The sequence below is a fragment of the Paenalcaligenes sp. Me52 genome, assembly GCF_050487965.1.
Taxonomy (GTDB): domain Bacteria; phylum Pseudomonadota; class Gammaproteobacteria; order Burkholderiales; family Burkholderiaceae_B; genus Paenalcaligenes.
Map to the genome: position 1 here is coordinate 760,138 of NZ_JBKQFO010000001.1, position 25,710 is coordinate 785,847.

30 protein-coding genes are annotated in these 25,710 nt (G+C 51.2%); 12 read left to right on the forward strand and 18 right to left on the reverse strand.

Going from position 1 to position 25,710, the window contains the following annotated elements:
* Positions 1-98 precede the first annotated feature (98 nt).
* Positions 99-1,121, forward strand: coding sequence for a threo-3-hydroxy-L-aspartate ammonia-lyase (locus ACLO87_RS03500; RefSeq protein WP_430222794.1), 1,023 nt, complete (start codon positions 99-101; stop codon positions 1,119-1,121).
* Here ACLO87_RS03500 and ruvA read toward each other — a convergent pair.
* From ruvA to ACLO87_RS03530, 6 genes are read right to left on the reverse strand one after another with little or no spacing between them, the layout of a single operon-like run.
* Positions 1,077-1,661, reverse strand: a complete 585-nt coding sequence (ruvA, locus tag ACLO87_RS03505; protein ID WP_135861584.1) for a Holliday junction branch migration protein RuvA — start codon at positions 1,659-1,661, stop codon at positions 1,077-1,079. The genes ACLO87_RS03500 and ruvA overlap by 45 nt on opposite strands.
* 10 nt (positions 1,662-1,671) lie before the next feature.
* Positions 1,672-2,214 (reverse strand): crossover junction endodeoxyribonuclease RuvC, encoded by a 543-nt coding sequence (ruvC, locus tag ACLO87_RS03510; RefSeq protein WP_430222795.1) that lies wholly within the window; start codon positions 2,212-2,214, stop codon positions 1,672-1,674.
* Entirely contained in the window at positions 2,214-3,806 is a 1,593-nt protein-coding gene (gene purH, locus ACLO87_RS03515) for a bifunctional phosphoribosylaminoimidazolecarboxamide formyltransferase/IMP cyclohydrolase (RefSeq protein ID WP_430222796.1), read from the reverse strand. Before purH ends, ruvC begins: the two co-directional genes overlap by 1 nt.
* Positions 3,807-3,831: 25 nt before the next feature.
* Positions 3,832-4,071, reverse strand: a complete 240-nt coding sequence (locus tag ACLO87_RS03520; RefSeq protein ID WP_135861587.1) for a helix-turn-helix domain-containing protein — start codon at positions 4,069-4,071, stop codon at positions 3,832-3,834.
* Between the two features lie 38 nt (positions 4,072-4,109).
* Positions 4,110-5,120 (reverse strand): tRNA dihydrouridine synthase DusB, encoded by a 1,011-nt coding sequence (dusB, locus tag ACLO87_RS03525; protein WP_430222797.1) that lies wholly within the window; start codon positions 5,118-5,120, stop codon positions 4,110-4,112.
* A gap of 40 nt (positions 5,121-5,160) precedes the next feature.
* Entirely contained in the window at positions 5,161-6,318 is a 1,158-nt protein-coding gene (locus ACLO87_RS03530; protein WP_430222798.1) for an FAD-dependent monooxygenase, read from the reverse strand.
* Positions 6,319-6,728: 410 nt separating this feature from the next.
* Between ACLO87_RS03530 and ACLO87_RS03535 the strand changes: the two genes are divergently transcribed.
* The 3 genes from ACLO87_RS03535 to ACLO87_RS03545 are packed head-to-tail and all read left to right on the forward strand — an operon-like array spanning position 6,729 to position 9,462.
* The gene (locus ACLO87_RS03535; protein WP_135862247.1) at positions 6,729-7,067 is read left to right on the forward strand and encodes a hypothetical protein; all 339 of its coding nucleotides are present in this window, start codon (positions 6,729-6,731) and stop codon (positions 7,065-7,067) included.
* Between the two features lie 27 nt (positions 7,068-7,094).
* Positions 7,095-7,958, forward strand: coding sequence for a cytochrome c oxidase assembly protein (locus ACLO87_RS03540; RefSeq protein ID WP_135862245.1), 864 nt, complete (start codon positions 7,095-7,097; stop codon positions 7,956-7,958).
* A gap of 16 nt (positions 7,959-7,974) precedes the next feature.
* A complete protein-coding gene (locus ACLO87_RS03545; protein WP_430222800.1) occupies positions 7,975-9,462 on the forward strand; it encodes a M48 family metalloprotease in 1,488 nt (495 codons plus the stop codon).
* A 2-nt stretch (positions 9,463-9,464) separates the two neighbouring features.
* Here the strand turns inward: ACLO87_RS03545 and ACLO87_RS03550 are convergent, their stop codons facing one another.
* Positions 9,465-10,556: a YheT family hydrolase gene (locus ACLO87_RS03550; RefSeq protein WP_430222801.1), complete on the reverse strand. Its 1,092-nt coding sequence runs from the start codon at positions 10,554-10,556 to the stop codon at positions 9,465-9,467.
* A 67-nt stretch (positions 10,557-10,623) separates the two neighbouring features.
* Positions 10,624-10,818 (reverse strand): zinc-finger domain-containing protein, encoded by a 195-nt coding sequence (locus ACLO87_RS03555; protein ID WP_135862239.1) that lies wholly within the window; start codon positions 10,816-10,818, stop codon positions 10,624-10,626.
* A gap of 282 nt (positions 10,819-11,100) precedes the next feature.
* Between ACLO87_RS03555 and ACLO87_RS03560 the strand changes: the two genes are divergently transcribed.
* The 3 genes from ACLO87_RS03560 (at position 11,101) to ACLO87_RS03570 (ending at position 13,604) form a co-directional block, all read left to right on the forward strand.
* Positions 11,101-11,784, forward strand: coding sequence for an AzlC family ABC transporter permease (locus ACLO87_RS03560; RefSeq protein ID WP_135862238.1), 684 nt, complete (start codon positions 11,101-11,103; stop codon positions 11,782-11,784).
* Positions 11,781-12,119, forward strand: a complete 339-nt coding sequence (locus ACLO87_RS03565; RefSeq protein ID WP_135862236.1) for an AzlD domain-containing protein — start codon at positions 11,781-11,783, stop codon at positions 12,117-12,119. The genes ACLO87_RS03560 and ACLO87_RS03565 overlap by 4 nt, the downstream gene beginning before the upstream one ends.
* A 108-nt stretch (positions 12,120-12,227) precedes the next feature.
* Positions 12,228-13,604, forward strand: a complete 1,377-nt coding sequence (locus ACLO87_RS03570; protein ID WP_135862235.1) for a DEAD/DEAH box helicase — start codon at positions 12,228-12,230, stop codon at positions 13,602-13,604.
* Here ACLO87_RS03570 and ACLO87_RS03575 read toward each other — a convergent pair.
* Entirely contained in the window at positions 13,581-13,967 is a 387-nt protein-coding gene (locus ACLO87_RS03575; RefSeq protein WP_430222802.1) for a thioredoxin family protein, read from the reverse strand. The two genes, ACLO87_RS03570 and ACLO87_RS03575, sit on opposite strands and share 24 nt — an antisense overlap.
* 79 nt (positions 13,968-14,046) lie before the next feature.
* Between ACLO87_RS03575 and ACLO87_RS03580 the strand changes: the two genes are divergently transcribed.
* The 4 genes from ACLO87_RS03580 (at position 14,047) to phaP (ending at position 17,360) form a co-directional block, all read left to right on the forward strand.
* Positions 14,047-14,832, forward strand: coding sequence for an EI24 domain-containing protein (locus ACLO87_RS03580; RefSeq protein WP_135862231.1), 786 nt, complete (start codon positions 14,047-14,049; stop codon positions 14,830-14,832).
* Positions 14,833-14,865: 33 nt separating this feature from the next.
* Complete coding sequence (locus tag ACLO87_RS03585) at positions 14,866-15,663, forward strand: competence/damage-inducible protein A (protein ID WP_135862230.1); 798 nt, start codon at positions 14,866-14,868, stop codon at positions 15,661-15,663.
* 64 nt (positions 15,664-15,727) lie between these two features.
* Positions 15,728-16,525, forward strand: a complete 798-nt coding sequence (locus ACLO87_RS03590) for an IclR family transcriptional regulator (protein ID WP_135862228.1) — start codon at positions 15,728-15,730, stop codon at positions 16,523-16,525.
* A gap of 244 nt (positions 16,526-16,769) precedes the next feature.
* On the forward strand, positions 16,770-17,360 hold the full coding sequence (gene phaP, locus ACLO87_RS03595) for a TIGR01841 family phasin (protein ID WP_135862226.1): 591 nt from the start codon (positions 16,770-16,772) through the stop codon (positions 17,358-17,360).
* 95 nt (positions 17,361-17,455) lie between these two features.
* On the opposite strand, the gene ACLO87_RS03600 is transcribed toward phaP, so the two are convergent.
* The 8 genes from ACLO87_RS03600 to ACLO87_RS03635 all read right to left on the reverse strand — a co-directional run bounded on the left by ACLO87_RS03600 (position 17,456) and on the right by ACLO87_RS03635 (position 23,595).
* The gene (locus tag ACLO87_RS03600; RefSeq protein ID WP_135862225.1) at positions 17,456-18,040 is read right to left on the reverse strand and encodes a TetR/AcrR family transcriptional regulator; all 585 of its coding nucleotides are present in this window, start codon (positions 18,038-18,040) and stop codon (positions 17,456-17,458) included.
* Between the two features lie 126 nt (positions 18,041-18,166).
* A complete protein-coding gene (locus tag ACLO87_RS03605; RefSeq protein ID WP_135862223.1) occupies positions 18,167-19,210 on the reverse strand; it encodes a quinone-dependent dihydroorotate dehydrogenase in 1,044 nt (347 codons plus the stop codon).
* 18 nt (positions 19,211-19,228) lie between these two features.
* Positions 19,229-19,951, reverse strand: coding sequence for an arginyltransferase (locus tag ACLO87_RS03610; protein ID WP_135862221.1), 723 nt, complete (start codon positions 19,949-19,951; stop codon positions 19,229-19,231).
* Positions 19,948-20,712 (reverse strand): leucyl/phenylalanyl-tRNA--protein transferase, encoded by a 765-nt coding sequence (aat, locus tag ACLO87_RS03615; RefSeq protein ID WP_430222803.1) that lies wholly within the window; start codon positions 20,710-20,712, stop codon positions 19,948-19,950. Before aat ends, ACLO87_RS03610 begins: the two co-directional genes overlap by 4 nt.
* 2 nt (positions 20,713-20,714) lie before the next feature.
* A complete protein-coding gene (locus ACLO87_RS03620) occupies positions 20,715-21,305 on the reverse strand; it encodes an NUDIX hydrolase (protein ID WP_135862217.1) in 591 nt (196 codons plus the stop codon).
* Positions 21,302-21,937 (reverse strand): DUF2946 family protein, encoded by a 636-nt coding sequence (locus ACLO87_RS03625; protein WP_430222804.1) that lies wholly within the window; start codon positions 21,935-21,937, stop codon positions 21,302-21,304. The genes ACLO87_RS03620 and ACLO87_RS03625 overlap by 4 nt, the downstream gene beginning before the upstream one ends.
* Before the next feature lie 32 nt (positions 21,938-21,969).
* Positions 21,970-22,626 carry a hypothetical protein gene (locus ACLO87_RS03630; RefSeq protein WP_430222805.1) on the reverse strand — a complete coding sequence of 219 codons (657 nt, stop codon included), beginning with the start codon at positions 22,624-22,626 and terminating at the stop codon, positions 21,970-21,972.
* Positions 22,627-22,683: 57 nt separating this feature from the next.
* Positions 22,684-23,595, reverse strand: coding sequence for a LysR family transcriptional regulator (locus tag ACLO87_RS03635; protein ID WP_135862211.1), 912 nt, complete (start codon positions 23,593-23,595; stop codon positions 22,684-22,686).
* A 92-nt stretch (positions 23,596-23,687) separates the two neighbouring features.
* On the opposite strand from ACLO87_RS03635, the gene ACLO87_RS03640 reads away from it, so the two are divergent.
* Positions 23,688-24,329, forward strand: coding sequence for a LysE family translocator (locus ACLO87_RS03640; RefSeq protein ID WP_430222806.1), 642 nt, complete (start codon positions 23,688-23,690; stop codon positions 24,327-24,329).
* A gap of 4 nt (positions 24,330-24,333) precedes the next feature.
* Here the strand turns inward: ACLO87_RS03640 and ACLO87_RS03645 are convergent, their stop codons facing one another.
* Positions 24,334-25,650, reverse strand: a complete 1,317-nt coding sequence (locus tag ACLO87_RS03645) for a ferredoxin reductase family protein (protein WP_430222807.1) — start codon at positions 25,648-25,650, stop codon at positions 24,334-24,336.
* Positions 25,651-25,710 lie beyond the last annotated feature (60 nt).

A 25,710-nucleotide genomic window follows, 5' to 3' on the forward strand; every position in this document is an offset into this window, starting at 1 on the left:
ACAGTATGGTACACCAATCACATAGTCCCGTGGGAGTGTCGCGCAAGCCTCGCTGGTGGCATAATGCTTTACTTATCTGTCTGCTCTATGACAGAGCCATGGGAGAATTTACGAAGATGTATGCTGTGTCGAATGGGCTCGATTTTGAAGAGATTGAGCGGGCTGAACAGCGTTTAAAAGGTGTGGCGCATCGTACACCGGTATTGCAATCCTCTACCTTGAATGCCTGGTTGGACGCAGAAGTTTTCTTTAAATGTGAAAACTTCCAGCGTGTAGGTGCATTTAAGTTCCGAGGGGGCTACAACGCGGTTGCCCGGCTAACGCCGGAACAGCGAGCGCGAGGCGTCATAACGTATTCTTCTGGCAACATGGCACAGGCCGTGGCATTGGCTGCGCGCATGCAAGGTGTGCATGCAACGATAGTGATGCCTGCTGATGCCCCCCAGGCTAAAAAAGCAGCTACCCAAGGTTATGGCGCCACCATTGTGGAGTATGACCGTCATCTTGATGATAGAGACAGCCTGACGCGGCAATTGGCCGCTGAGCAAGGCCTGTATTTCATTCCACCTTTTGGTGATGAAGGCATCATCGCAGGGCAGGGCACCGTAGCAAAAGAGTTATTTGACGATGTAGGCGAACTGGATCAGTTGTTTGTGCCTATAGGTGGTGGTGGTTTGCTGTCGGGTTCATTACTGTCCGCTAAAGCGTTATCGCCAGCATGCAAGGTGTTTGGTGTAGAGCCAGAACTGGGTAATGATGCGCAGCAGTCGTTGCGTCAAGGTCAGTTGGTGCGTATTGCTACGCCACAAACTATTGCGGATGGCGCGCAAACGCAGTCCTTATCTACCACCACCTTCAATATCATCACGCAGAATGTGACTGACATAGTGACTGTGAACGATCAGCAGTTGCTCAATATGCTGCGTTTCTTTGCTGAACGTATGAAGATGGTAGTAGAGCCTACTGGCTGTTTGGCTGCAGCAGCAGCCGTGCAGGCTGCCGAGCAGATTCGCGGTAAGCGTGTAGGGGTGATAGTCAGTGGTGGTAATTTGGATAGCCTGCAGCTATGCAAGTATTTAGCGCTTGGACAGGCTTTGCAGTGCCAACCGGATGCCGTCTGATACCGACACGTCTTCGGGTAGAGCTTTAAGTGCTTTGCTGGCTTCGGTGTTGTTGTAACCCAGAGCGAGCAAGGCATTCAGAATGTCACTGCGTTCGTTATGTGCCTGCTCAGGCAGGTTGGCAGCAATCGCGCTGTCTGCAGAAAATTTCCCACGCAATTCCAACAACAAACGCTCTGCTGTTTTTTTGCCAATGCCAGGAACAGTGGTAAGTAGGCTCGCGTCTTGCTGATGAATGGCAGCCGCTAAATCTTGCACGCTGAGCCCTGACAAAATAGACAAGGCAGTGCGCGCGCCAATGCCGCTTACTTTGATCAAGGTACGGAATGCAGCGCGCTCAGAGGCGTTGCCAAAACCGTAGAGTACGTGTGCATCTTCGCGCACCGTGAGGTGGGTAAACAGCGAGATACGGCTGTTCAGTTCACCCAAATCGTAATAGGTGCTCATGGGCACATCAATGTCGTAGCCCACACCGTTTACATCCACACAAATGGTGGGGGGCTGTTTTTCAATGAGCGTGCCTGTAATGCGTCCAATCATGAGGACTCCATTAAGAAATCAGTCGGCCTCCGCGTATGCGGGGTGTAGAGCTTGCTTGTTCCAGCTGAATACCTAAACGGCTGGTCAGTGGATAGTGATGGGCATGGCAGATGGCACATGCTAAGGCATCGGCGGCATCAGGTGCAGGAGGGCCATCCAGACGCAGCAGATGTTGCACCATCATTTGTACTTGTTCTTTGGCAGCGTGACCGCGACCTACTGTGGTTTTTTTGATTTGTAGGGCGGTGTATTCCATGACCGGGAGGTTCTTGTCCGCTAAGGCGCACAGTGCAGCGCCACGGGCTTGCCCCAGTAGTAGGGTAGATTGCGGATTGGCATTGACGAACACGTGTTCAATGGCCGCCTGATCAGGCGTATACAGGCCAACGACTTCGCGCACGTTATCCAAAATGACCTTTAAACGCTCTGAGAGAGCTAGCTCAGTGGGCACCACGATGGTGCCACTGGCCACATAGGTCAAGCTGGACCCCTGAGCCTCGATCACACCGAAACCGGTACGTCGTAGGCCAGGGTCAATGCCAAGTATGCGCATTAGTGATAGAAGTGGCGTGTGCCAGTGAAGATCATCACAATACCGCGTTCGTTAGCGGCTGCAATTACTTCATCGTCACGGATACTGCCACCGGGTTGAATCACGCAGGTAGCGCCTGCATCAGCAACCACGTCCAGACCATCACGGAAGGGGAAGAAAGCATCAGACGCAACGGCTGAACCTTGCAGGGTCAGACCAGCGTTAGAGGCTTTAATAGAAGCAATACGTGCGGAATCTACGCGGCTCATTTGGCCAGCGCCTACGCCCAATGTCATACCGCCAGCAGTAAACACAATGGCGTTGGATTTCACGTATTTAGCCACGTTCCATGCAAACAGCATGTCTTGCAATTGCTGTTCTGTAGGCTGCTTCTCGGAAACCACTTTGAAGTTTTCCACAGCGTCGCGGTAGGTGTCAGGAGTTTGTACCAACCAGCCGCCGCCCACACGCTTCACGTTGAAGTCGTTATGGGATTGACCATCAGGTACTACCAACACGCGTACGTTTTTCTTCTGAGCCAGAATATCCAGCGCTTCTGGGGAGTAAGAAGGGGCCAGCAAGACTTCCAAGAACTGAGCGCTGATGGCTGTTGCTGCTGCAGCATCTACGGTACGGTTCAGGGCGATGATGCCACCAAATGCCGACGTAGGATCAGTTTTCAGCGCTTGTTGGTAGGCTGCTAATGGTGTGTCACCCAAGGCTACGCCACAAGGGTTGGAGTGCTTAACAATCACACATGCGCCGTTGTCAAAACTGCGTACGCATTCCCATGCTGCATCCGCATCGGCAATGTTGTTGTAGGACAGTTCTTTGCCTTGCAGTTGTTGGTAGTTACCCAGCAAACCACGGCCTACTTCTTGGTCTTTATAGAAGGCTGCGCTTTGGTGTGGGTTTTCGCCGTAACGCAATGCTTGAGATTGGTGCAATTGTAGGCTCAATACTTGAGGCCATTCTTCGCGCTCAGGTGTGCTTTCAGCGGCAGGCTCAGGGTTAGTCAGGCTGCTCAGGTAAGAAGCAATAGCACCGTCGTAAGAGGCTGTGTGTGCGTATACTTTGCCAGCCAATTCCAAACGCAATGCGTAGCTGGTACGACCTTCGTCAGCATCCATTTCAGCCAAGATACGGCTGTAATCCAGAGGGTCGATCACAACGGTTACGCCACCTGCTGGGCCACCGTGGTTTTTCGCCGCTGCACGCAACATAGCTGGGCCGCCAATATCGATGTTTTCGATGGCATCGCCAAAACTACAGTCTTTCTTCGCAATGGTTTCGCGAAATGGGTACAAGTTCACTGCCAACAGGTCGATGCGGCTGATGCCGTGCTCTTCCAGTGTTTTCAGGTGAGCTGCATCGTCACGTCTAGCCAACAGGCCACCGTGAATTTTTGGGTGCAAGGTTTTAACGCGGCCATCCAGAATTTCTGGGGAGCCGGTGTGCTCGGCCACTTCGGTAACGGACAAGCCGGCTTCTTTCAGCAACTTAGCTGTGCCACCAGTGGAAAGCAGGCGCACACCACGGCTAGCTAGTGCTTGGGCGAAATCAACAATGCCGGTTTTGTCGGAAACCGAGAGCAAAGCGGTCTGGATTTTCATGAGAGTAGACGAGAGTAGTTAAGAATCAGGGTTGTAGATTATGCGATTGCAGCTTTTTGCGCAGCGTGCTGCGGGTAATACCCAGCATTTCGGCTGCTTTGGACTGGTTGCCCTGGGTACGCTCCAGTGCCACTTGAAGAACAGGGCGTTCGACACAACTGATGACCATGGCCAGCATATCGCGCGGCTCAGATTCGCCTAGGTCAGCAAAATAACGCTCTAGGCGGTCTCTGACAGATTGTTCTAGTGGGTTGGTAGTAGACATATTTTCTAAATTGGGTGTAACAGGCAACGCTGTTCCGATCAGGCAACAGCAGGTTCGTTTACAAAAGGTGCAGTAGGATCGCGTTGATCAAACCACTGCGATATAGCGTGAAACTGTTCGTGGGTAGTTTCGATCTTGTTAATCTGATCTAACCACGTCCGGATATCCGGAAGATGGGCGAAATACCACCCTATGTGTTTACGGGCAGTGCGTACTCCCGTGAACTCACCGTAGAAGGCGTAATGGTCTTCTAGGTGTTCCAGCAACACATCGCGCAACTCACCAAAGGTGGGTGGGGCGAGGTGCTCGCCATGTTGCAGGTAATGATTAATTTCTCTGAAAATCCAGGGACGGCCTTGGGCTGCCCGGCCGACCATAATTGCGTCTGCTTCAGTGTACTGTAGTACGTATTTGGCTTTTTCGGGACTATCGATATCCCCATTAGCAATAAGGGGTATATCTACCTCTTGCTTAACTTGACGAATGGTGTCGTATTCGGCTTCACCTTGGTACAGGTCGCAGCGTGTGCGGCCATGTAAGGTGAGTGCTGCAATGCCGCTTTCACGTGCTAAGCGGGCAATACGCAACGCATTTTTAGACTCTCTATCCCAGCCAGTACGGGTTTTAAGTGTAACCGGTACGTCTAGGGGCTGACAGGCAGTTACAACACTTTCCAAAATAGCAGCAATGCGTGGCTCGTCACGCAGCAAGGCGGAGCCGGAGGCAACATTACAGACTTTTTTGACGGGGCACCCCATGTTGATATCAATGATGCGTGCGCCTTTCTCTATATTGAAGCGAGCGGCTTCAGCCATCATTTCAGGGTCTGAGCCAGCAATTTGTACGGCAATAGGCGCGGTTTCGCCTTGATGGTCTATGCGTCTGGAAGTCTTAACGCTATTCCATAGTTTGGGGTTGCTTGCTGCCATCTCTGATACTGCATGCCCAGCCCCCAACGCCTTGCACAGGCGTCGGTAAGGACGATCCGTTACCCCTGCCATAGGGGCAACAAAGACGGGGTTAGCGAAGGACCAGGAGCCTATATGCATAAAACAGAGATAGTGAGGCCTGCGCAATGCAGGCCAAGGTTCAGATTCGGGTGCCTTGCAACAGGTGCGTGGCTAAGGTGTTTTTCGTTGCAGCAAACAGGTCCATGCTTAGCAAACCCAAGCCACAGGCATGTTGTACGAGTGGATTGGTGGTGCTGAAAACACGCGGCAGTATGTCGGTGACACCAAGGGTCAGCCATCGGTCTTGTCGTCGCGTGTTGGCATAGTGGGCAAGTACGGGTGCAGCATCATTTGTGGGGCAGGCTAGCCAAGGGCGTAGCACTTGCGCAAGTTGCGCTGCATCGCGCAGTCCTAAGTTTAACCCCTGACCCGCAACTGGGTGCAAGGTTTGCGCCGCATTACCAATGGTTACAGTGTGGTGGTCGGGCAACGTAGCGCCTGCGTACATGCTTAATGGAAACACCGATCGTTTTTCTACAACGCTTAAGTTTCCCATGCGTGAGCCGAAAGCGGCTTGTGCGTGTCGGTTGAACTCTTCCTCGGGCATGGCCGCAAGATTGGCTGCGATTTCTGGTGGGTTGCACCATACCAAGGCATACAAATCGTCGCCATCTGGGTGGGGTAGCAGGGCGAAGGGGCCATTTTGGGTGAAACGTTCGTACGCCCACCCTTTTTTTGGTAGTTGGCTGCGAAGGGTGCTAATCACGCCGTGCTGTTTGTAATTGCTATGCATGCCTTGCGGACGCACGCCATCTGAGAGCACTCGTACGCGGGTGCTGAACTGACCTTGGTTAGTCACGATCAGGTTGGCGTTCTGCAGACTTTTTGTCGCATCGATGTCAGCGTGTAAGAACTGTATGGGGCTGCGCGCAATAGCGGCATGTAAGGTGCGCAAAAGGGTGTCATAGCGTATGACGGCACCCAAAAACGGTACCTGTAATTCTGACGCTTCTATCAACGCTCGGCCTAATCTGCCTTGCTGGGAAACATGCACGGTTTCCATTGTGGCCAAGCCCGTGTCTGGCCACGCTTGCAAGCCTTGCAGCAGCATGGCACTGCCGTGATTCAACGCTAAGGCGCGTGGATCTCCAGGCGTAACCGTGCTGTGCTCAGGCAGGGGGCGGCCGATAAGGGCGATGCGGCTGGGATCGGGAGCCAGTTGTGCTAGCTGTAATGCTAGGGCGCAACCTACCGGCCCGGCGCCGCAAATGACTAGATCGTAATCAGTGGCGTGCATGGCGTTTGAGTCAAAGCAAAGAGTGCTGGCATTGTAACGGATGCCTGCTGGCCAAGCCTTGATAATGCTAAAACCGAACGGCTTTTTACAGCCTGTGGTACTGATGTTGCGCATAGAGCGCGTTATGTGGTCGCGGCTTGAGTCATTGGGCTAGATTGGCTAAAATATTGCCAACTTAACTTTATAAGGACTGTGTGGTGAATCCAGACCCCGGTGAAAGTAGCAGCCAGCATTGGCTGGCAACTTATTAACCAGGCGCGTTAGGCTAGAGCCTTCTCTACACAGCCACGCCCTGGTGCTACACAAAGCAAAAGGGCGTGTTATTCCTCACTAGAATCTCACGTCATTACTGTCCCTCTATGTTTTTGATCCTGGGCGCGTCTCGCGTTGCCGGGAGATGGGAGATGGCGATGAAAATCTTCAATCGTTTTTTACGTCGGGCTGGTGTACAGCAGCCTGTGATTCGTCCAGCATCGGCTTCTGAGTCGCGGCTGTCTGTGTTGTGCATGCGTCAAGATATGGCGTCTGTGCGCAAACGTATTTATACCGACTTTCAGGCAGCAGGCCTGCGTGTGAGCAACTTAAGTGTGGAACATGCTTCGCATGAAAATGCCAAGGCGTGTGTAACCATCAGTTGCCCACCAGAGATGCGCCCAGAGCTGATGACGCAAGCCCGCAGGCTGCGCGATCATCCTTCTATTTTGAATGTGCAATGGGAACCGCGTCAGCGCAGTAATGCATTAAACTAGAGCCTGTTATGTTGAATACGGGCTCTCATGATCGTTATTGACTGGCTTACCCCTTGGGAATTCTCTCCTACGCTGGTGGTGGTGTTCATCGCCAGCGCATGGCTATTCTGGCGTGGTGCCAAGGTGCACCACGTAGGTAGATTCAGGCAGTGGTTGTTCTGGGTAGGCCTGATCATGCTGTATCTCTCGCTGCATACTCGCGTGGATTATTATGCTGAGCGCATGTTCTTTATCCACCGTTTGCAGCACTTGGTGTTACACCACTTAGGTCCACTCATCATCATGGGTGCCTACCCTGGGCAGGTGATGCGTGCTGGGCTACCTATGTCATGGCGCTATAAATTGCGCGATTTCCGTGAAACTGGCATAGGTAAAGTGACTGAGCGTCTGCTCACACACCCCATCCTAATTCCCTTTTTATTCGTATTCTTTGTTCTCATCTGGTTACTGCCTATTCCGCAGTTCTACTCCATGATTGATTGGCGTTTGTATCGCTTCATGAATTGGTCAGTAGTGATTAGTGGTGTGCTGTACTGGAATTTGATTTTGGATAGACGTCCAAGCCCACCTGCAGCCATGCGGCCAGTAGGTAGGGTGTTGTCGCCCATTATCACCATGACGCCACAAATTATTGTGGGTGTATGGATTACCTTTTCTGCTAATGATCTCTACCCCATTTTTGATTTATGTGGTCGGGCGATCCCCTCTATTAATGCGTTGGAAGACCAAGGCATGGGCGGAATCATCATGTGGGTATTGGCTGGTTTGGTAGAAACCTTCGGTGTTATCTATGCGTTGGCAACGGTTATGCGCTTGTCTAGCCGTAATCGTCTGCCTTTGCCGCTACGTAAAAACTCCGCTGTTGCGCAACTAAAAAAAAGCGCCTCCTAACTCGGAAGGAATGGTTATGAGTTTCAAGCGAACCTTGCTGTCATCAGCGCTGGCGCTTTCCTTGTTGGTACAGCCAACCGTCATGGTTCAGGCGCAACCTGTGGGTATACCGTCCATGGGGGCGGCATCCGGCGCGGAATTGACCCCCGGACTAGAAAAACTGCTGGGCGACGCCATTATGGAGCAAGGGCGTCGTGATCCTACTTATATTGCCGACTTGATGGTTGAGCAGTATTTAAGTGAAGTAGGGCAGCGTCTGGCCAAATATGCGCCTGACTCTTTACAGCAGAACATCACCATCTTTGCGCTACGTGATCCTGAAATCAACGCGTTTGCGTTACCGGGTGGTTATATAGGGATTAACAGCGGTTTGGTATTGGCTTCTAAAAGTGAGGCTGAACTCGCATCCGTAATAGGGCACGAGATTGCCCACGTGGCGCAGCGCCACATTGCACGCGGCATGACACAAAGTTCGCAGTCGGGTCATATTATGATTGCGGCGATGGTGGGAGCGCTGCTGGCCGCCTTATCCGGTAGTGCAGATTTGGCGATGGGTGTGGCAACCTTTGGTCAAGCGGCTGCTATAGATAGACAACTGGGGTTTTCCAGGCAGGCTGAGCAAGAGGCTGACCGTGTGGGCTTTCAAATGCTACAAAAAGCAGGGTACGACCCTACCGGTATGGCAGACATGTTTAAGCGCTTGATGGAGGTCTCGCGCTTGAATGAAGGGCCGCGTAACGTCTATGCGAGTACTCACCCGCTGTCATTGCAGCGTTTGTCTGATATAGAAAGTCGTATAACGTCGCTGAGCGGACAGAACTTCCACCAAGATCCGGCCTTCTGGTATGTGCGTGCGGCGCTACGGGTAATACAGGCTAAAAGCGGAAGTAACCTGCAAAATGCCATGCAAGCCATGCGTAGCGAGGCTGAAAGTGGCAGTGGTGTGCAGCGATCGGCTGCCGAGTATGGCTTAGCGTATGCCGCGTGGCAGCGCAGAGATTTTGCTACTGCTGAACAGCATTTGGCTGCTGCTCGTGACGGTGGGCGGTATCAGGCTAGTGCACTAGATGTATTGGCTATTAACTTGGCGCAAGGCCAAGGTGAATTCCAGCAAGCGGCTACATTGGCAGATCAGGCGCGCCGAAGATGGCCGGATAGCCAAGCAGTGGCTTTGGTGTATGTGCAGTCGTTGCAGCAACAGCGTCAAGAGCAGCAAGCAGTAGATTATTTAACGACAGCTTTACGCAAGTGGCCACATATTCCGCAATTCCAAAAATTGCTGGCAGAAGGCTATGAGCGCTTGGGCGAGCCTATTGCTGCACGTAAGGCGATGGCGAAGTATTACCAAATGATTGGTGCGCTACCTACAGCGGTAGAGCAGTTACAGCAAGCACGCTCACGCAGTAAAGACTTCTATGAGCAGTCTGAACTGGATGTGCAAATTAGGGAACTGCGTAGCCGCTTGGAGTCCGAGCGTTTGTTGTTAGAACGTTTCCGCTCTTAAGCTTATTGGCCGGTTTCAAAGAACAGCGCTAATCGTGCCGGCAACCAATTGATGTTGCCGGGAAAGGCGCCGGTAGTGAAGCCTACGTGTCCGCCTTGAGATGGCTGGTGCAGCACTACGTGTTCAGATACGTCTTGCAGCGTAGGCAAGGAGCTAGGCGGTACAAATGGGTCGTTGCGCGCATTCAGCACCAGCGTGGGTATTTGGATGCGATTCAAAAACTGTTTGCTGGATGACTTGGTCCAATATTCCAATGCGTGTTTAAAACCATGCATGGGAGCAGTGTATACATCATCAAAGTCACGCAGTGTACGAGCATGGTTTAAGCGCAGGATATCGATCATGCCGGGGAAGCGGCGTGACTTGTCAAAAATCTTGCTTTTCATGCTACGTAGAAAATACGGACAATAAATATAGCGGCCTACAAATCCCGTAGATAAACGTTCACCACAGGCTACTAAGTCTGTGGGTACAGAAACGGCAGCGCTGGCTTTGATCCAATCGGTTTGTTCGGCGTGTTCACCCAAATGCTTAAGCATGGCATTACCGCCCAACGATACCCCTACGGTGTGCCAACTGGCTTGGGGTAGGCGTTGTCGTACGGTTTGCAGCATGAAAGCAATCTCTTCGCTGTCGCCGGAGTAGTAGGCGCGCGCCATACGATTAGGGAATCCGGAACAGCCACGGAAGTGGGCTACCACCACTACCCAGCCACGAGCACGAAAGTACTGAGCGATAGCCTGAGCGTAATGGCTGTTACTGCTGCCTTCCAAGCCGTGAAACAAAACCAAGGCTTGTAGGTTGTGGTGCTGGGTTAGGCTTTTCCAATCTTCGGGTTGCAGCCAACGACGCGCAGCCGTTTTTTGCAGATGGGCATCTTTGCCTGCCATGGTGCCATCGGCAAGGCGGTCGGCAAATAAACCGGGGCCAGCCCAATCTAAATCAACGAAGTCGCCATCCGGGGTGTCCACGCGCTCTCGTACAAACGCAATATTGTGGTGTTGGGCACAATACGCGCTGTAAATGGTTTGCAGGTGTCCTCCGGGTAACCAGACGGGAAGAGGGCACGGCGAGAGATCGAGTTTGGCTGTCACAGGATGAAGCGTAATGGAGATGAGCCTAAGCAGGCAGTCATGCTAGGCAGCAGTGAACGTGAAAAGCTTAGTGGTGAGAATGATCACCGATCACTTTGTACGTAGTACCGCAGTAAGGACAGCTAGCTTCGCCAGTTTTGCTGGTGTCAATAAACACGCGTGGGTGCATATTCCACAAAGGTGTGTGTGGACCTGGGCAATGTACGGGAAGGTCTTCGCTAGGTACTTCAATAATGTCGTTTTGGTGTTGCGTGTTGCTCATGGTGCGATCCTGTATCAACAAGGTGTTTTTTCCATGCCGTCTATTGTAGCAAGCCCATGCGGGCTTAGGCGGTTCAGTAAGATTCTGTTTGCTTTCTGTTTGGTGTATGAGCAGTTTGTTGTTTTGATCCCATAACTCCGTGGTTGCGTCTGGGGTGTGTAGGGGAATTGCGCTACCATTTATCCACATGAAAGCATAGAAACTGCGTGTAGAGAAAGGGTTGTGGGAGCAATTAGAAAAATAAAACGGCACTGGCCGGATGCAACGCGGCGGGCGTGGTTTATGCAAGGGGTACAAGACTTGCTGCCCACCATGATCGCTACCTCCGTGTGGGGGTTTGTGACTGGCGTAGCTATGCTGAAATCAGGCCTTACAGAAGCAATGGCTTCGTGGATGACGGTATTGGTATATGCCGGCTCTGCGCAGTTGACGTCACTTCCTTTGATCGAGTCTCATTCACCGTTATGGCTGGTTTTCGTGGCGGCCTGTATTGTGAATATACGGTTTGTGATTTTCTCAGCTGCTATGTATCCCTTCTTTAGGCACTTAAGCTGGAAGAAGCGTTTAGGGTTGGGGTATCTAACCGGCGATATTAGCTTTGTGCTGTTCATGGCGCGTTTCGGTGAAAGTGCCCAGCGCGGTATTCCCCAACACGTGTGGTATTTGATGGGTGCGGTAGTACCTGGTTGGGTGATTTGGCAAGTTGCGTCTATTGCCGGCATCTTTTTTGGCACCTTTATTCCTGATGATTGGTCGTTAGAATTTGCGGCGGTGTTGGCGTTGCTGGCAGTTTTGTTACCGTTGGTAGCGACGCGTCCGCTCTTCGCTTGTCTCGTGGTGGCGGGTGTTGTGGCATGGGCTGGGCAACTGTTGCCACTGCGCTTGGGCTTGCTTGCTGCCGTCATCTGTGGCGTGATAGCGGGCGTGGTAGTTGAACAACTGCAACGCAAGAGGACGACCCCATGAGTACGCAATGGCAGTATGATTGGTATGTTTTAGCGGTTATAGGGTTGCTGTTTGTATGCAGCTTAATAACCCGCTCCGGTTATTGGTTAATTGGTGACCACCTACCATTGCCGGACTCGGTACGCCGAGCGTTGCGTTATGCACCGGTGGCAGCGCTGATTGCTATTATTGTTCCCGAACTTCTGCCTTGGCGAGCAGGCGGGGGCCCTGAAATTGATATCAAGGCAATTGCAGCAATCTTTGCGGTACTGGCTTATTTGCGTACGCGTAGCACGCTTGTCGTGATTATTGCGGGTATGGTGATGTTTTGGCTGTTGAAGTACTTCTTTGCCTGATTACCGGCCTGCCTCGGGCCCATATAGTAAACGGGATGGCGTCGTGATGATGCTCCCTTGCCCTTGCATTCACCTGATGACATGCCACTCAGGTCTTATACTTTTTCCATGAAAGAAGCCACAAGTTTCGACGTTACACAATCTTTTTCTGACTTTGGCCTACATCCGGCCATTCTTGCCGCCGTTTTAGGCGCTGGCTATAGTCAACCTACGCCCATACAAGCACAAGCTTTGCCTCCTGTGATGGATGGCCGAGACGTGATGGGGGCGGCGCAAACAGGAACCGGTAAAACGGCAGCGTTTTCGCTGCCTATCTTGCATAGACTGATGCCGTTGGCTAATAGCAGTGCATCGCCTGCTCGTCATCCTGTGCGCGCATTGATTCTGACACCCACCCGTGAATTAGCTGACCAAGTGGCTGCTAGCGTGCGTTTGTACACTAAAGGTACGCCATTGCGTTCAGCAGTCGTGTTTGGTGGTGTAGATATAGCACCTCAGAAAGATACGCTGCGTCGTGGGTGCGAAGTTCTGGTGGCCACACCAGGGCGCTTGTTGGATCACATTGAACAAAAAACGGTGAACTTGTCTCAAGTCGGCATTTTGGTGCTGGATGAGGCTGACCGTATGCTAGACATGGGCTTTATGCCCGATTTGCTGCGTATTGTGCAGATGTTGCCTAAGCAGCGCCAAAGCTTGTTGTTCTCGGCTACCTTTAGCCCTGAAATTCGCAAACTAGCCTCTAACTTCTTGCGTGACCCTGTCACCATCGAAGTGGCAGCACGTAACGCTACCGCTGATACCGTGACTCAGGTGGTGTATGCCTTACGCCCCGAGCAAAAGCGCGCGGCGGTTAGTCATATCGTGAAGTCCAAAGGCTTGAAGCAAGTGATTGCGTTCACCAACACCAAAGCGGGTGCGGCACGCCTAGCGCGTGAGTTGGAACGTGATGGCTTGAAAGCCGAGTCTATTCACGGCAATAAAAGCCAGCTTGAGCGCATGAAAGTATTGGATGCGTTTAAAGCAGAAGAATTAGATGTGCTGGTGGCTACTGATGTAGCAGCGCGTGGTTTAGACGTGGCCGGTGTGCCTTGCGTGATTAACGTAGACTTGCCATTTAATGCTGAAGACTATGTACACCGTATTGGTCGTACAGGTCGTGCTGGGGCGAGTGGTGAGGCGTTTTCGTTGTACTCACCGGCTGAGCAACAGTTGCTAGATGCTATAGAAAAGCTGATCGGTAGAAAGATTAAACAAGAAGTTCCGCAGTTGGCCGAGCCGCGCGAGCGTAGCAACAGTGGTAAGAGCAACAGCAGCGGCAACAGTCGTCGTAGCTATAGCCGTAATCAAGCGCCGTTGGATGATTTCTTCACCAAACCTTATCAGCCACAATCTGCAGCAGCTGACGCAACGCAAGAGTCCCGCTCTAGTAATGGCGAGACCCGTAAGCGTTCGGTAGGTGTGTTACTTGGTGGCGGCCGCTACTAAGTCAGTAAACTGCCCAGGGCCCGTGTCAGTGAGCACGGGCATTTCTGCGGCATGATCCAGCAATCGTTGTAAATGCTCTATGTGCGGCAGTACGCTGCCAAAAAATAGCGTGCCTGCGCTGTTTTGCACTAATAGAGTGGGGAAGTCGTCTACATCGGCATCGCCCAGCAGTTCTTCATTCTCTTCCACATCTACCCATACAAAAACAGCGTGCGGATACTGTGCGCTTAATGACGTGAACAGTGGTTGATAGGCTGTACAAGTTTTGCACCATGCGGCGCAGTAACACACTACCAACAGTTCTGGGTGTGGCCCTTGTAGACGCTGTTGCAGGGCTGGTAGGTCGTCAGGTAAAAAATGCATGGTGGTGGTTGAACGTTATAGGTTAGAAGTGTCTAAGTATGCATTATCATAGCCCCATTCAACCTTTGTAGATGTTTTGATGACGACGCAACAACCTTTTTCTTCTAGCGTGGGACGCGTGCTGTTTACCCTAAAACAAGCCGCTATTTCACAGTTACACCCCAAAATGCTGGCAGCTTTGCTGCTGCCTATAGCCGTGGCATTGGTGGGGGCGATCATTATGATCTGGACGTTGTGGACTCCATTAAGCCTATATGTAGGTAATTGGATGGATCATTCCGCGTGGGTGAATCAGACTGACGGGTGGTTTGCGCAACAAGGGTGGTTGAGCTGGTTTAGCTTAAGCGCGAGCCTGATCCCTATTATCGTGGTGTTAATTATTTTTCCGGCCTCGGGTGCGCTGGGAATGATCGTTGCCTCTATTTTTGTGATGCCCTTGGCGCTAAGCCATGTGCAGCAAAAATATTACCCAGACCTCAAACAAGAGAGCAGTAATGCCACGCTGTTGAGCGTGTCGAATGCAATCAGTGTGGGCATTATTTTTATGGTGGGTTGGGTATTAACCATGCCACTTTGGCTCATTCCATTTTTGGGATTCTTAGTGCCGTTGTTTTGGGGTAGTTTCTTGTTTACCCGTTTGCTACGTATGGACTCGTTGGTTGAGCATGCGGATGGTGCTGAGCGCGACGAAATTATGGCGAAGAACAAGCGTGAATACTGGCTGTTAGGGCTGGCAATGGCGCTGCTAAACTTTTTGCCGCCAGCCTGGTTAGTGCTGCCGGTGTTCTCGGCGTTAGCCTTTTCTCATTTCTCGTTGCAGCAATTGCACCAGTTACGTTCTCAAGAGCGCCTAACTAGAGGATAATGGCATTTTGTCATTGATGGGATAGCATACGGCATGGCAGAGCAACAACGAATTCGCCTGATTATTATTGGTGATGAAATTCTTTCTGGACGACGTCAAGACAAGCATTTCGCTAGTTTGGTAGAGATGCTTGGGCAACGCGGTATGAAGCTGCACGGCGCCGAAATTATCTCGGATGACGCGGATCACATCGAAGCTACACTACGCCGTAGTTTTGCAAGCCCTGACATTGTGTTTTGCTGTGGTGGTATTGGTGCTACGCCCGATGACCAAACACGACAAGCTGCTGCGCGCGCCTTAGGGGTGCCGCTACAACTGCACCCAGAGGCGGCTGCGCTGATTAACGAGCGTAGCCAAGAAATGGCCGCTGCAGGTAAAGGCAGTGCAGACCCTAACCACCCTGAAAACCAACAACGTTTGCAAATGGGTGTGTTTCCTGAAGGGGCAGAGATTGTCCCAAACTCGTTTAATAAGATTCCCGGCTTCTATATACAGAACCATACCTTCATGCCTGGTTTTCCTGTGATGGCTTGGCCCATGATGAAATGGACGCTAGATACGCGTTATCAAGCGTTGCAGCATTTGCAGCCAACCATGGAGTATTCTTTTTTGGCCTTTAGTTTGCCAGAATCGCGTATTACTCCAGCGCTGGAATCAGTAGAGCAACAATGGCCAGGAATTAAAGTCTTTAGTTTGCCTAGCGTAGGTGAGGAGGGCGGACGCCCCCACATCGAACTGGGCGTAAAAGGCGAAGCTCAAGCGGCGGCAGCGGCCCTGCAGTTTTTACGGCTAGAAGTAGAACGTTTGGGTGGTGAGCTCTCCGCTTCCTAAAATGACTTGCTTTAGTTGATACATTTCCATAATATGGGAATGTTGCGCTGCATCAAATAATCTTATGTCACGACCAGCTACTAATCCTTCCTCCAGTTCTCCGTTTGGCTCAGGTGTAATCACCATTCAAGTACTGGAGCGCGCCATGATCCTTCTGGATGAATTGGCACGTCAATCTGAACCTGTTCCCCTGAAAGATCTTTCTAAGGCTACAGGCCTGCATACCTCTACTGCACACCGAATTCTGAATGATTTGGTAGTGGGGCGTTATGTGGAGCGTGTGGACAGCGGCTTGTACCGTTTGGGTATGCGCTTGCTGGAATTGGGCTCATTGGTAAAAGGGCGGTTGGACGTACGTGCTGTAGCGTTAGAGCCTATGCGCGAATTGCATCGCATTACCGGACAAACGGTAAACCTGTCTTTGCAACAAGCTGACGAAATTGTGTATGTAGAGCGTGCGTGGAGTGAAAACTCTGGCATGCAGGTGGTAAGAGCCATTGGTGGTCATGCCCCATTGCACTTAACGTCTACTGGCAAATTGTTTTTGTCTACATGGGAAAGCCGCCAAGTACGTGCTTATGTGATGCGTACCGGGCTGTCTGGCACCACACGCAACAGCATTACACAAATCGAAGATCTGGATCGCGAGCTGGCCTTAGTGCGACGTCACGGTTACGCGCGTGATAACGAAGAGCTGGAATTGGGTGTGCGTTGTATAGCAGCAGGTATTTACGATGACACGGGCAAACTACTGGCTGGTTTGTCGTTATCAGCCCCTGCAGAGCGTATGCGTGATGATTGGATACCGGTATTAATGAGTACCGCTAAAACTATTTCCCACGCATTGGGACATGGTCACTAAAAATAGCCGGACACCGTAAAACGTAGTCCGGTTTTTTTATATCTATATAACCTACTGATAATAAAAAGCTCTCTGTTGTGCATGCAAACCAACTATTTGGTCGTATGTACTTGACCACAGCAAAGTAAGATGTAAAATGATTGTTATGTTGCGTTGCAACATGAAGGTAACCGTAGGGTAGCGTTAACGGTCAGCCTTCCTCGTAAGCTGTATCCTTACTCTTTACTCCACCGAGGTTAACGACATGAGCACCCCACAACAGCAATTCATCGCCACAGGCAAAGCCAATTTGGATAACTTGGTCGCAGCACAAAATCGCATGTTTGCTGGTTTTGAAGCGCTGATCGATTTGAACCTGACAGTGTTCAAATCCTCTTTGGAAAACTTGGCTGAAAAAAGCCAACAAGTTGCTAGCCTGAAAAACCCAGAGCAAGCATCTTCCTTCGCTACTACTTTGTTGCAGCCTTCCGCTGAAGGCGCACTGAACTACAGCCAGCAAGTGTTTGACATCATTGCCGGTCTGCAACGTGATCTGGGCAACCTGACAGAAGCTCAAATCAACCAAAACCAACAGCAAGTTAGCCAACTGATTGAGCAAGCCGAGAAAAATGCTCCAGCCGGTAGCGAAAGCTTCTTTGCAATGGTTAAAACGGCTGTGTTGAACTCCACTCACGTGGCTGACAGCATGGTTAAAGCTGGTCGCCAAGTAAGCGATGTGGTTGATTCCAACATCACTGCTGCACGTAACGCCGCTGTTAAAGCAACAGAAAAAGCTGCTGAAGCTGTAGAGAAAACTGTAAGCCGTGCAACACGCGCTGCTTCCACACCAGCTTAATATGCTGCATGGCAGCCAGTAGGGCTGCCAGTACCTCATCTGCGTTGTATATTTTCCCCCGGCTGGTTCGGGGGATTTTTTTGTCTACTTTTTGTCTAGTGCGCGCGCAGGCCACGTAACAGCAGGTCTAGTGCCGTGATGCTTTGGCTAAGCCTAGTGTTGCCATCTTCACCGTCGGCAATCCAAAAGGCCGCTTCGGCCAAACTGCCGTAAATCAATGACGCTAGTGCTTGTGGGTCAACGCTGGCAACCGTACCTTGTGTAATCAGGTTCTGGATCAAGCCTTGCATAGAACTGATGCAATGGCGTTGAGATTCCGGTGTGGCACCACCTAAAACCGATTTGGCATCACGCAGCACAATACGCTGTATTTCAGGCTCTAAAGCCATTTCTAAATAGCCACGGCAACGGGCGCAAAAGCCTTCCCATGCATCGTCAGCGCTGCTGGAAATGGTATGTAGACGTGCATCCATTTCGGCGTCTATTTGCTCTACTACGGCTTGCAGCAAGCCTTTCTTATCCCCGAAGTGATGGTATAACGCACCGCGAGTAAAGCCTGCCTGAGCGGTTAACTCATCCATGGAGGTGTCGGCATAGCCGTGTTCACTAAAAGCTTGTCTGGCTGATGTGATGAGCTGTTGGCGGGTTTCTTCCATTTCGGCGCGGGTGCGTCTGGCCATTGCGTTCTCCTTACATACGGTATGCATGTATTGTCGCTGGGGAGCAAAGAACCCGCAAGGTAGTAGCTAAAGAAAAAGGCAGAGCGCGTATGCGGCTCTGCCTTTTCAACTGTGAGGACTATAGCTTTAGTCTTTCAGGGCACGAATGCATTCATGAATCAGTGCCGGGCCACGGTAGATTAAGCCGGTGTACAACTGCACGGCATTAGCGCCTGCATCCAGCTTGTCTTGGGCATCGTGTGCAGATTGAATACCACCTACCCCAATAATGGGGAAGTCATCGCCTAATTGGCGGCGCAGGCCTCGAATAACAGACAATGACAGGGCATGTACCGGAGGGCCAGACAAACCGCCTTGCTCATCTGAGTGTGGTAAGCCTTCTACGGTTTCACGGCTTAATGTGGTGTTCGTAGCAATCACGCCATCAATACCGTTTTCGCGCAGACTGTCAGCAATAGCGGCAATTTGCTCTTGGTTCAAATCAGGAGCGATTTTGACGGCGATGGGTACATAGCGCTGATGTTGATCGCTTAGTTCTTTGCGCTTCTCGGACAAGGCACGTAGCAGGCTATTCAGTTCGTCAGCCGCTTGTAGCGCACGCAGGTTTTGTGTGTTGGGCGACGAGATGTTGACGGTGATGTAATCCGCTTCAGGGTAGACACCTACCAAACCTTTGAGGTAATCATCCACAGCCGCTTCAATAGGTGTGCTGGCATTTTTACCAATATTCAGCCCTAAAATACCGCCTTGCTTACGCCAGTTGCTGCGTTTGACATTGCTTAAGAAGGTATCTAAACCATCGTTGTTAAAACCAAAACGGTTGATCAGTGCTTGGCGCTCTGGCAATCGGAACAGGCGTGGTTGTGGGTTGCCAGGCTGTGCTAGAGGGGTCACGGTGCCCACCTCTACAAAACCAAAGCCCAAGCTCGCCAGCGCATCAATATGCGCGCCATTTTTGTCCAAGCCGGCAGCCAAACCCACCGGGTTTTTACAGGTTAGCCCCATTAGTTGAATGGGTTTACCTTCGGGTGGTTTGGGTAGCAAGCGTTGAGTAACCGGGTTCTGGTGCAGAGTACTCAAGCGCTGCAAAGTAAAGTTGTGGGCCTGCTCTGCATCCATGGAAAACAGAAGTGGGCGAACAGCAGCGTAACTTTTGAATAGTAGAGACATAGGCACAAAGAACTAGGGTTAGGGGGCCGACCAACTCCCGTTTTGTAAAAGCTGGTAGGGAGTAAATCGGGTCTTGTAGGCCATTTTCCGGCTCTGCTCAATCCAGTAGCCTAGATATAGCCAAGGTAGCCCCAAGGATTGGCATAAATGTATTTGCCAAAGTATGGCATAAGTTCCCAGACTCTCTGTAGAGTCTGGCGAAAAAAAAGTATAGACCGCAGAGAGCCCTTGGTCGAGCATATCGCAAAGCGCCACAATTTTTAGCGCTTGTGTCTCGGGGTCACGGAACTCAATTAAACGGGAGTCCACCTGACTGGACAATAAAAACTGGGCATATTGCGCACGCACCTCGTGGTCGTCTTGATGCAAGTCGTGGCGTTGTGCCTGATAGTCGCGATACAGCAAGTAGTGCTCTTCGTTCCATGCTAGTGGCAGCAATTGCACACTCAGGTGCTGCAGACGTTTCCACACACGGCGCTGAGTACGGTCTGCCTTAAAGTTATGCACATCAATGCGTAACGAGGTGCAGGCCTTACATTGTTGGCAGTTGGGTTTATACACAAATGTGCCACTACGTCTAAAGCCCTGATCCACCAATTGTGAATACGTGCTGGAGCTAATGGCATCGGCAGGAACTGCAACCTTGGAACGTGCTTGTCGTTTAGGCAGGTAACTGCAGATGTAGGGCGCAGTGGTGTAAAACTGCAAAGGTTGTACGGTGGGGTCTGGCGCATGCATCATAGGGCGCTCTGATCTGCTAAGAGGTGGACTGTTGAACATAGCACACCATCGTGCAGCAGTTGTCCTTGATGCCACGTTGGTGCGGCATGACGCTGTCCTTGTTGTAGCAGGTGTACAAAATCAGCCCTAGGCATCGCGGTAGCACCTAGGCTAGCCAAGTGGGCAGTTTCTTGTTGGCAATCTATGTAGGGCACCTGATTGGCACGCAAAAACTGTACTAAGTAATAGAGGGCAATTTTGCTGGCATCCGTTTGCAAGGCAAACATGGACTCGCCAAAGAAGAAGCGGCCCATGCAAATGCCATACAGCCCACCTACCAACTGGCCATCTACCCAGGTTTCTACGCTGTGGGCGTACCCAGCGTGATGCATACGTTCGTAGGCATCCATAATGTCTTGTGTGATCCACGTGCCTTGTTCGGCACGGGTTTCCGAGCAATGGCGTATGACGTCACTAAAGCTTCTATCCGTATGTACTTGTATGGAAGCGTTAGGTGCTTGTTCTTGTCTAGCAATTTGCCGACACTTTTTACCTAAGGAACGCGACAGCTTGAAGTGCTCAGTAGCCAGTACCATGCGCGGATCGGGACTCCACCACAATATGGGGTCACCTTTGCTAAACCATGGAAAAATACCGTGTTGATATGCGGTAATCAGGCGTTGCAAGCTTAAGTCTGCACCCACCGCCAGTAAACCGCCTGGTAAGGCGGCTTCCACAGGAGGAAAAGGACTATGGGGTGACAGCAGCGCCAGAGTGGTCATGACTAGCGTATGTGGAAAGGGGTTTCCAGTGCGTAGAAGTGAGAATCAAAACGGCCACGTTTCACGTCGTTGCAGTAGTGTTCTAAGGTGGTGCGTACCGTGCGGAAAGCCAAGTCATCCCAAGGGATTTCGTCGGGGGTGACAAACATGGTTTCCAGCGTTTCTGGCCCAGGATTGAGTTCAGGGCTACGCAAATTACCCAAGTAATAAAAGTGCACTTGTTCGGCGTGAGGTACATCAATCACCGTGTATAGTTTGCTTAACTCTACCGATGCCCCGGCCTCTTCATCTGTTTCCCGCAATGCCCCTTCTGCGGTGGTTTCATTGAGTTCCATAAAGCCTGCGGGTAAGGTCCACAACCCATAGCGCGGTTCAATCGCGCGTTTGCACAGCAAAATTTTGCCGTCCCAAATAGGCAGCACACCCACTACGTTACGCGGGTTTTGGTAATGCACAGCCCCACAGTTCTCACATACATCACGCAGACGGTTGTCCTCAGGAGGCACCATTTGTGTCAGGGGATGAGCGCATTGACTGCAATATTTTTGACTGCGTGGAACGGGAAAATAAAATTCGGGAGAGGGGCTGCTCATAATGATGATTGGTCTGTGATAGGAGTGGGGGCAGGGAGCCTAACAAAGCCGGATAGCCCGGGCAGATCTTGATCCTGAGTGTAGTACACCGTAGCACTTTGCGGTATGGCTAACATTGCACAGTGGTACTGTAACGCTTTGCCATGCAGGGTTTGGGGATCGTGATGTTCCAGATAGTCCAGCAACGAGATGTCATCGCTAAGACGTAATTGTTCTGCCAGCGCAGGCAGATCTCTGCCAGCAATCAGACCGCAACCTTCGGGGCTTTGTAGATAAAGCTCACCCAGATCGGTGATATACCACGCTGAGGTCTGTTCAATAGGATGGTGTGTATGGCTGCACAGTTGTAGCTCTGCATTCAATCGCAGCAACAAAGGTGCTTTTTCCAGCATCACATAAACGCGCTGTGGGCCATTTTGAAAGTACCAGCAACCGCGTTCATCTGCTGCATAGTTGCGCTCAATGAAATGCTGCAATGCCGGCGAGGTAACGCGGCTTGATGCAGCAAAGTCAGGTGCAGCATGGGGGGTAGCATAAATATGCCAATGGCCCTGTGCTGAAAGCGCCAAGTAGCCATAAGCATGCGGAACATTAGGCCATTTTTGCTGGCCTTGCAGCACAAGTTCATCCATCAGATCTACGCTTGAGCAGCGTTATCAAACAGTCACTCAGGCATTATAGGCGTGGCTGCCGAAGAGGGGGATGTAAATTCACGCGCCCAATCAGCTTGTGTGTAGTCGGCATCACCATACAAGCTTTGTACGTTTTGCTCACCTTGTAGCAGTTGTTTAGCTAAGGTGGTGAGTGCTTGTAGGTCTTGAATGTTACGCACCTCTATGGGGCAACAAAGTTCTACCACACGACCTTGTGTAGTCCAGTAGCTACGCAGCTCAGGGCGTATATGGAAGTCGGTGTCTTGACCCACTTCTTGAATCTTTTGGCTAAGTTCTTGGTAGAAGGCTTGTCTGGCTTCGTGCGAAGCAGGTGACCAGCTTAAGAGTTGGTGCGATGACAAGCTTAGGTTGCGGTAGTTCGCGCTGTTATCCGCAATCCACAACTCTTGTTCCAAGGTAGGTTGGTGCTGCAACTGTTGCCATGCCAGCTCTTCGACCAGACGCATGTAACGCAGACGAGGGTGTTCCCAGTGCAAATACACACGATGGTCATTTTGCACAAAGATAGCATTGGCTTCATACGTGAAGGCATCGGTTGAACGGCCTAGGCGCTGCAGGTTGTATAGACCTTGCAATAATGGCAGAGGCTGGTGCTGGTGGAATTGTTTAGCACGCTGTTTCAGCTGCTCTATATGGGAACGTTTCATCGAGATGCGGTGTAAAAAGGCCAAGACTCTATTATGAGGCAGTTTATATGGTGGCTACTAGTGCTCTAGGCGATCTGAGAGAAATTCTAAGAATGCCCGTAGTTTGGAGGGTAAATGCCGGGTGGGCGGATACAGTGCCCATGCCATGCCGCTGTAATTGGTTTTGAAATTCCACTCAGGTAGTACAGGCACAATACGACCCGTTGCCAAAGCCTGTCGCGCGGTGAAAAAAGGTAGGCTACCTATACCTAGATTTTGCAGTACGGCGTCTAAACGCACGCCGGTATGGTTGGCGGCATAGCGCCCCTGCACTTGTACGGTGAGCTGTTTATTGCCTTGAGTGAACTTCCAACGCGAGTCACTGGGTTCTTCCCCTAAGTAAATACAGCTGTGTTGTTTAAGGTCGTGCGGGTGCTGTGGCGTGCCATGTTGCGCTAAGTATTCTGGTGTGGCGCACAATAGGTGTTCAATAGACAGCAAGGGGCGACCCATCAGCCCGGGTGGTGGTTGATTGGTGATGCGTATGGCAACGTCTACTTCGTCATCAATCAGGTCTACATAGCGGTCATCCAAACGCATGGAAATATCTACTTTTGGGTAACGTGCGAGAAAATCTGGAATATGAGGGTGAATTAAAAAATGGCCTACCGCTTTAGGAACGCTGAGGCGTAATTGTCCATATGGTTCTTCATGGTGATGGCCGGACACCTCAATAGCTGCTTGGGCGGCATGCAACATATCTTGGCAGTGGGCGTACACCGCTTTGCCTGTATCACTTAAGCGTAGCTTGCGGGTGGTGCGTTGTAGCAAGCGATTACCCAACGCTTTTTCTAACCGTGCAATAGCGCGGCTAACCGCAGAGGGCGTAGAACCTAGCTGGCGAGCGGCTTCAGAAAAACTGCCTACCTCTACCACCCTAACAAATATCGCCATTTCAGCCAGTAAAGGCAGTAATTGATTTGTGCTCATAGGGAAATAATTATTTGATATTTTGGATGATTATCGCAGCACTAAGAGGTGGCTACAATAATCACCTTGAATCCCACAGGTATGAGTTGAGCATGTTGGCAACATATTGGCAGGAATTTTTAGGATTAGCGCTGATTCACTTCTTGGCGGTGTTGGCCCCCGGGCCAGATTTCGCCATTACGATTAGACAAAGTGTGCGTTTTGGCCGACGTGCGGGGATTTTTACGGCCTTAGGTATTGGAGCGGGTATTTCTGTGCATGTGTTGTACACCCTAATCGGGGTGAGTGCATTGATGCACACCACGCCGTGGTTAATGACTGCAGCCAAGTTTATTGGGGGCGCGTATTTGCTGTATTTGGGGATTAACTTCTTGCGCAGCAAACCTACATCGCCGGATGCGCTAGACCCAGATTGCAAACCAGAAGATGCAGGGCAGAGTGCCTCACGCTCGTTTTGGATTGGTTTTATGACCAATGCCACAAACCCTAAAGCGACGCTATTCTTTTTGGCAGTGTTTACATCAGTAGTGCAAGCCACAACGCCATTGTCCGTACAAGCGCTGTATGGGTTGTGGATGTGTTTGGTGAATGCCGCTTGGTTTGTGTTGGTGTGTTTGCTGTTTTCTAATCAGCAAGTACGACAACGCTTTACCCGCAGTGGCTACTGGGTAGACCGCGGGATGGGCGTTGTATTAGTGGGGTTTGCGTTGCGCTTGTTGCTGGGCAGCGTATAAGGCCTTAGCGCATATCAAACATTTCGTGGTGAAAGCCTTTGCAGCGCAGTTGCAGTGACTCAATGCCAGTTTTCAGCGCGCTACGTAAGCCTTTGGGACCACAGAACCATACTTGGAAAGCAGAGGCAGTAGGCAGTTGTTGGGCGCTAAAGCGCTGCTTACAGGCGGCATCGTGTAGGGTCAGCTCTACATGGCCATCTTCCACGCATAACTGTTGCAAGGTAGGCAGTAAGGCATCTTGCGCTGCATCACGAGTACAGTAGTGCATGTGTACCGATGTGCGTGTGTCAGTAGCGTACTGCTGACGTTGCTGCAACATGGCTAAGAAAGGGGTAAGACCTATACCACCTGCTACCCATACTTGTTCGTAACGGTCGTCGGCATCTTGGGTGTTAAAACAACCATAAGGGCCTTCAATGGTGACGGTTTGTCCCGGTTGTACCGAGTTTGCCAAGGTAGAGGTGTAGTCACCTAACGCTTTGATGTGAAAGCTGACTAAACCAGTGCCGGGCAGACAGGCGCTAGAAATCGTGAACGGGTGTGAACCCTCTTTAGCATCAAAGGTGACCAATGCGAATTGGCCTGCGTGGTGTTGCCAGTTGCTATCCACCTTACATTGCACCTCTACCAAGTCATCGTGCGGGGTCACAGATTGCACCACACCGTGGTGTTTTTTCTGTTTACCAATACGGTTACTCAAGGCACGCAGGGCGGCCCAACTACCCAATACCATCATGACCAGCAACATTACACCTAAGGGTTGCAGCCAGTAACGCATAGGGCTTAGTGCAATGGTGTGGAACACCAGTACCAAGTACAGCACAGGCATACTACGGTGCAGTAGTCGCCAAGGGCGGTAAGGAAACAGTTTCCACAAGCTGAGTACTAACATGCCGAACATCAGATACAGCGTCCATTCGCCCATGTCTTTGGCAATGCCGCGCAGGCTTTCCATGCCGTACAGCACAATGTCGCGAGCAGGGCGGTTTTCAGTACCAATAAGATCGCGTATAGGGCCACTCGCTAATTTGCTCAGCCAGTGAGCGGCGGCCATGACAATGGCCCAAATACTACTTTGTTTATGCAAGACATACATGCGGTCTAAACCGCCTAAGGGCTTTTCTAACCACGCAGGTCTGGCAGCGAGAAACATAGATAGAGACATGAAGGCAATGGATAGTATTCCTGTGATGTATAGCGATTGCTGTCGCAAAATCCACAGGCTGTCTCCAGTAAGCGGAGCAGCTAGAAACAGTTCCAATAACCAGGCGAGGCCAAATGCGCCACTAAATGCTACTAAGGCCTTGCGTGTCCCAATCATGTGTATTCTCCAAACGGGTAGATAAAGTGGGGGGCTCAGCCCTGAGTAGGACTGAGCAAG

What these genes read in the sequence shown, in the direction of transcription:
- ACLO87_RS03500 (WP_430222794.1), top strand. Translation starts at nt 99, where the DNA reads ATGGGAGAATTTACGAAGATGTATGCTGTGTCGAATGGGCTCGATTTT.
- ruvA (WP_135861584.1), bottom strand. Translation starts at nt 1,661, where the DNA reads ATGATTGGACGCATTACAGGCACGCTCATTGAAAAACAGCCCCCCACC.
- ruvC (WP_430222795.1), bottom strand. Translation starts at nt 2,214, where the DNA reads ATGCGCATACTTGGCATTGACCCTGGCCTACGACGTACCGGTTTCGGT.
- purH (WP_430222796.1), bottom strand. Translation starts at nt 3,806, where the DNA reads ATGAAAATCCAGACCGCTTTGCTCTCGGTTTCCGACAAAACCGGCATT.
- ACLO87_RS03520 (WP_135861587.1), bottom strand. Translation starts at nt 4,071, where the DNA reads ATGTCTACTACCAACCCACTAGAACAATCTGTCAGAGACCGCCTAGAG.
- dusB (WP_430222797.1), bottom strand. Translation starts at nt 5,120, where the DNA reads ATGCATATAGGCTCCTGGTCCTTCGCTAACCCCGTCTTTGTTGCCCCT.
- ACLO87_RS03530 (WP_430222798.1), bottom strand. Translation starts at nt 6,318, where the DNA reads ATGCACGCCACTGATTACGATCTAGTCATTTGCGGCGCCGGGCCGGTA.
- ACLO87_RS03535 (WP_135862247.1), top strand. Translation starts at nt 6,729, where the DNA reads ATGAAAATCTTCAATCGTTTTTTACGTCGGGCTGGTGTACAGCAGCCT.
- ACLO87_RS03540 (WP_135862245.1), top strand. Translation starts at nt 7,095, where the DNA reads ATGATCGTTATTGACTGGCTTACCCCTTGGGAATTCTCTCCTACGCTG.
- ACLO87_RS03545 (WP_430222800.1), top strand. Translation starts at nt 7,975, where the DNA reads ATGAGTTTCAAGCGAACCTTGCTGTCATCAGCGCTGGCGCTTTCCTTG.
- ACLO87_RS03555 (WP_135862239.1), bottom strand. Translation starts at nt 10,818, where the DNA reads ATGAGCAACACGCAACACCAAAACGACATTATTGAAGTACCTAGCGAA.
- ACLO87_RS03560 (WP_135862238.1), top strand. Translation starts at nt 11,101, where the DNA reads ATGCAAGGGGTACAAGACTTGCTGCCCACCATGATCGCTACCTCCGTG.
- ACLO87_RS03565 (WP_135862236.1), top strand. Translation starts at nt 11,781, where the DNA reads ATGAGTACGCAATGGCAGTATGATTGGTATGTTTTAGCGGTTATAGGG.
- ACLO87_RS03570 (WP_135862235.1), top strand. Translation starts at nt 12,228, where the DNA reads ATGAAAGAAGCCACAAGTTTCGACGTTACACAATCTTTTTCTGACTTT.
- ACLO87_RS03575 (WP_430222802.1), bottom strand. Translation starts at nt 13,967, where the DNA reads ATGCATTTTTTACCTGACGACCTACCAGCCCTGCAACAGCGTCTACAA.
- ACLO87_RS03580 (WP_135862231.1), top strand. Translation starts at nt 14,047, where the DNA reads ATGACGACGCAACAACCTTTTTCTTCTAGCGTGGGACGCGTGCTGTTT.
- ACLO87_RS03585 (WP_135862230.1), top strand. Translation starts at nt 14,866, where the DNA reads ATGGCAGAGCAACAACGAATTCGCCTGATTATTATTGGTGATGAAATT.
- ACLO87_RS03590 (WP_135862228.1), top strand. Translation starts at nt 15,728, where the DNA reads ATGTCACGACCAGCTACTAATCCTTCCTCCAGTTCTCCGTTTGGCTCA.
- phaP (WP_135862226.1), top strand. Translation starts at nt 16,770, where the DNA reads ATGAGCACCCCACAACAGCAATTCATCGCCACAGGCAAAGCCAATTTG.
- ACLO87_RS03600 (WP_135862225.1), bottom strand. Translation starts at nt 18,040, where the DNA reads ATGGCCAGACGCACCCGCGCCGAAATGGAAGAAACCCGCCAACAGCTC.
- ACLO87_RS03605 (WP_135862223.1), bottom strand. Translation starts at nt 19,210, where the DNA reads ATGTCTCTACTATTCAAAAGTTACGCTGCTGTTCGCCCACTTCTGTTT.
- ACLO87_RS03610 (WP_135862221.1), bottom strand. Translation starts at nt 19,951, where the DNA reads ATGATGCATGCGCCAGACCCCACCGTACAACCTTTGCAGTTTTACACC.
- aat (WP_430222803.1), bottom strand. Translation starts at nt 20,712, where the DNA reads ATGACCACTCTGGCGCTGCTGTCACCCCATAGTCCTTTTCCTCCTGTG.
- ACLO87_RS03620 (WP_135862217.1), bottom strand. Translation starts at nt 21,305, where the DNA reads ATGAGCAGCCCCTCTCCCGAATTTTATTTTCCCGTTCCACGCAGTCAA.
- ACLO87_RS03625 (WP_430222804.1), bottom strand. Translation starts at nt 21,937, where the DNA reads ATGGATGAACTTGTGCTGCAAGGCCAGCAAAAATGGCCTAATGTTCCG.
- ACLO87_RS03630 (WP_430222805.1), bottom strand. Translation starts at nt 22,626, where the DNA reads ATGAAACGTTCCCATATAGAGCAGCTGAAACAGCGTGCTAAACAATTC.
- ACLO87_RS03635 (WP_135862211.1), bottom strand. Translation starts at nt 23,595, where the DNA reads ATGAGCACAAATCAATTACTGCCTTTACTGGCTGAAATGGCGATATTT.
- ACLO87_RS03640 (WP_430222806.1), top strand. Translation starts at nt 23,688, where the DNA reads ATGTTGGCAACATATTGGCAGGAATTTTTAGGATTAGCGCTGATTCAC.
- ACLO87_RS03645 (WP_430222807.1), bottom strand. Translation starts at nt 25,650, where the DNA reads ATGATTGGGACACGCAAGGCCTTAGTAGCATTTAGTGGCGCATTTGGC.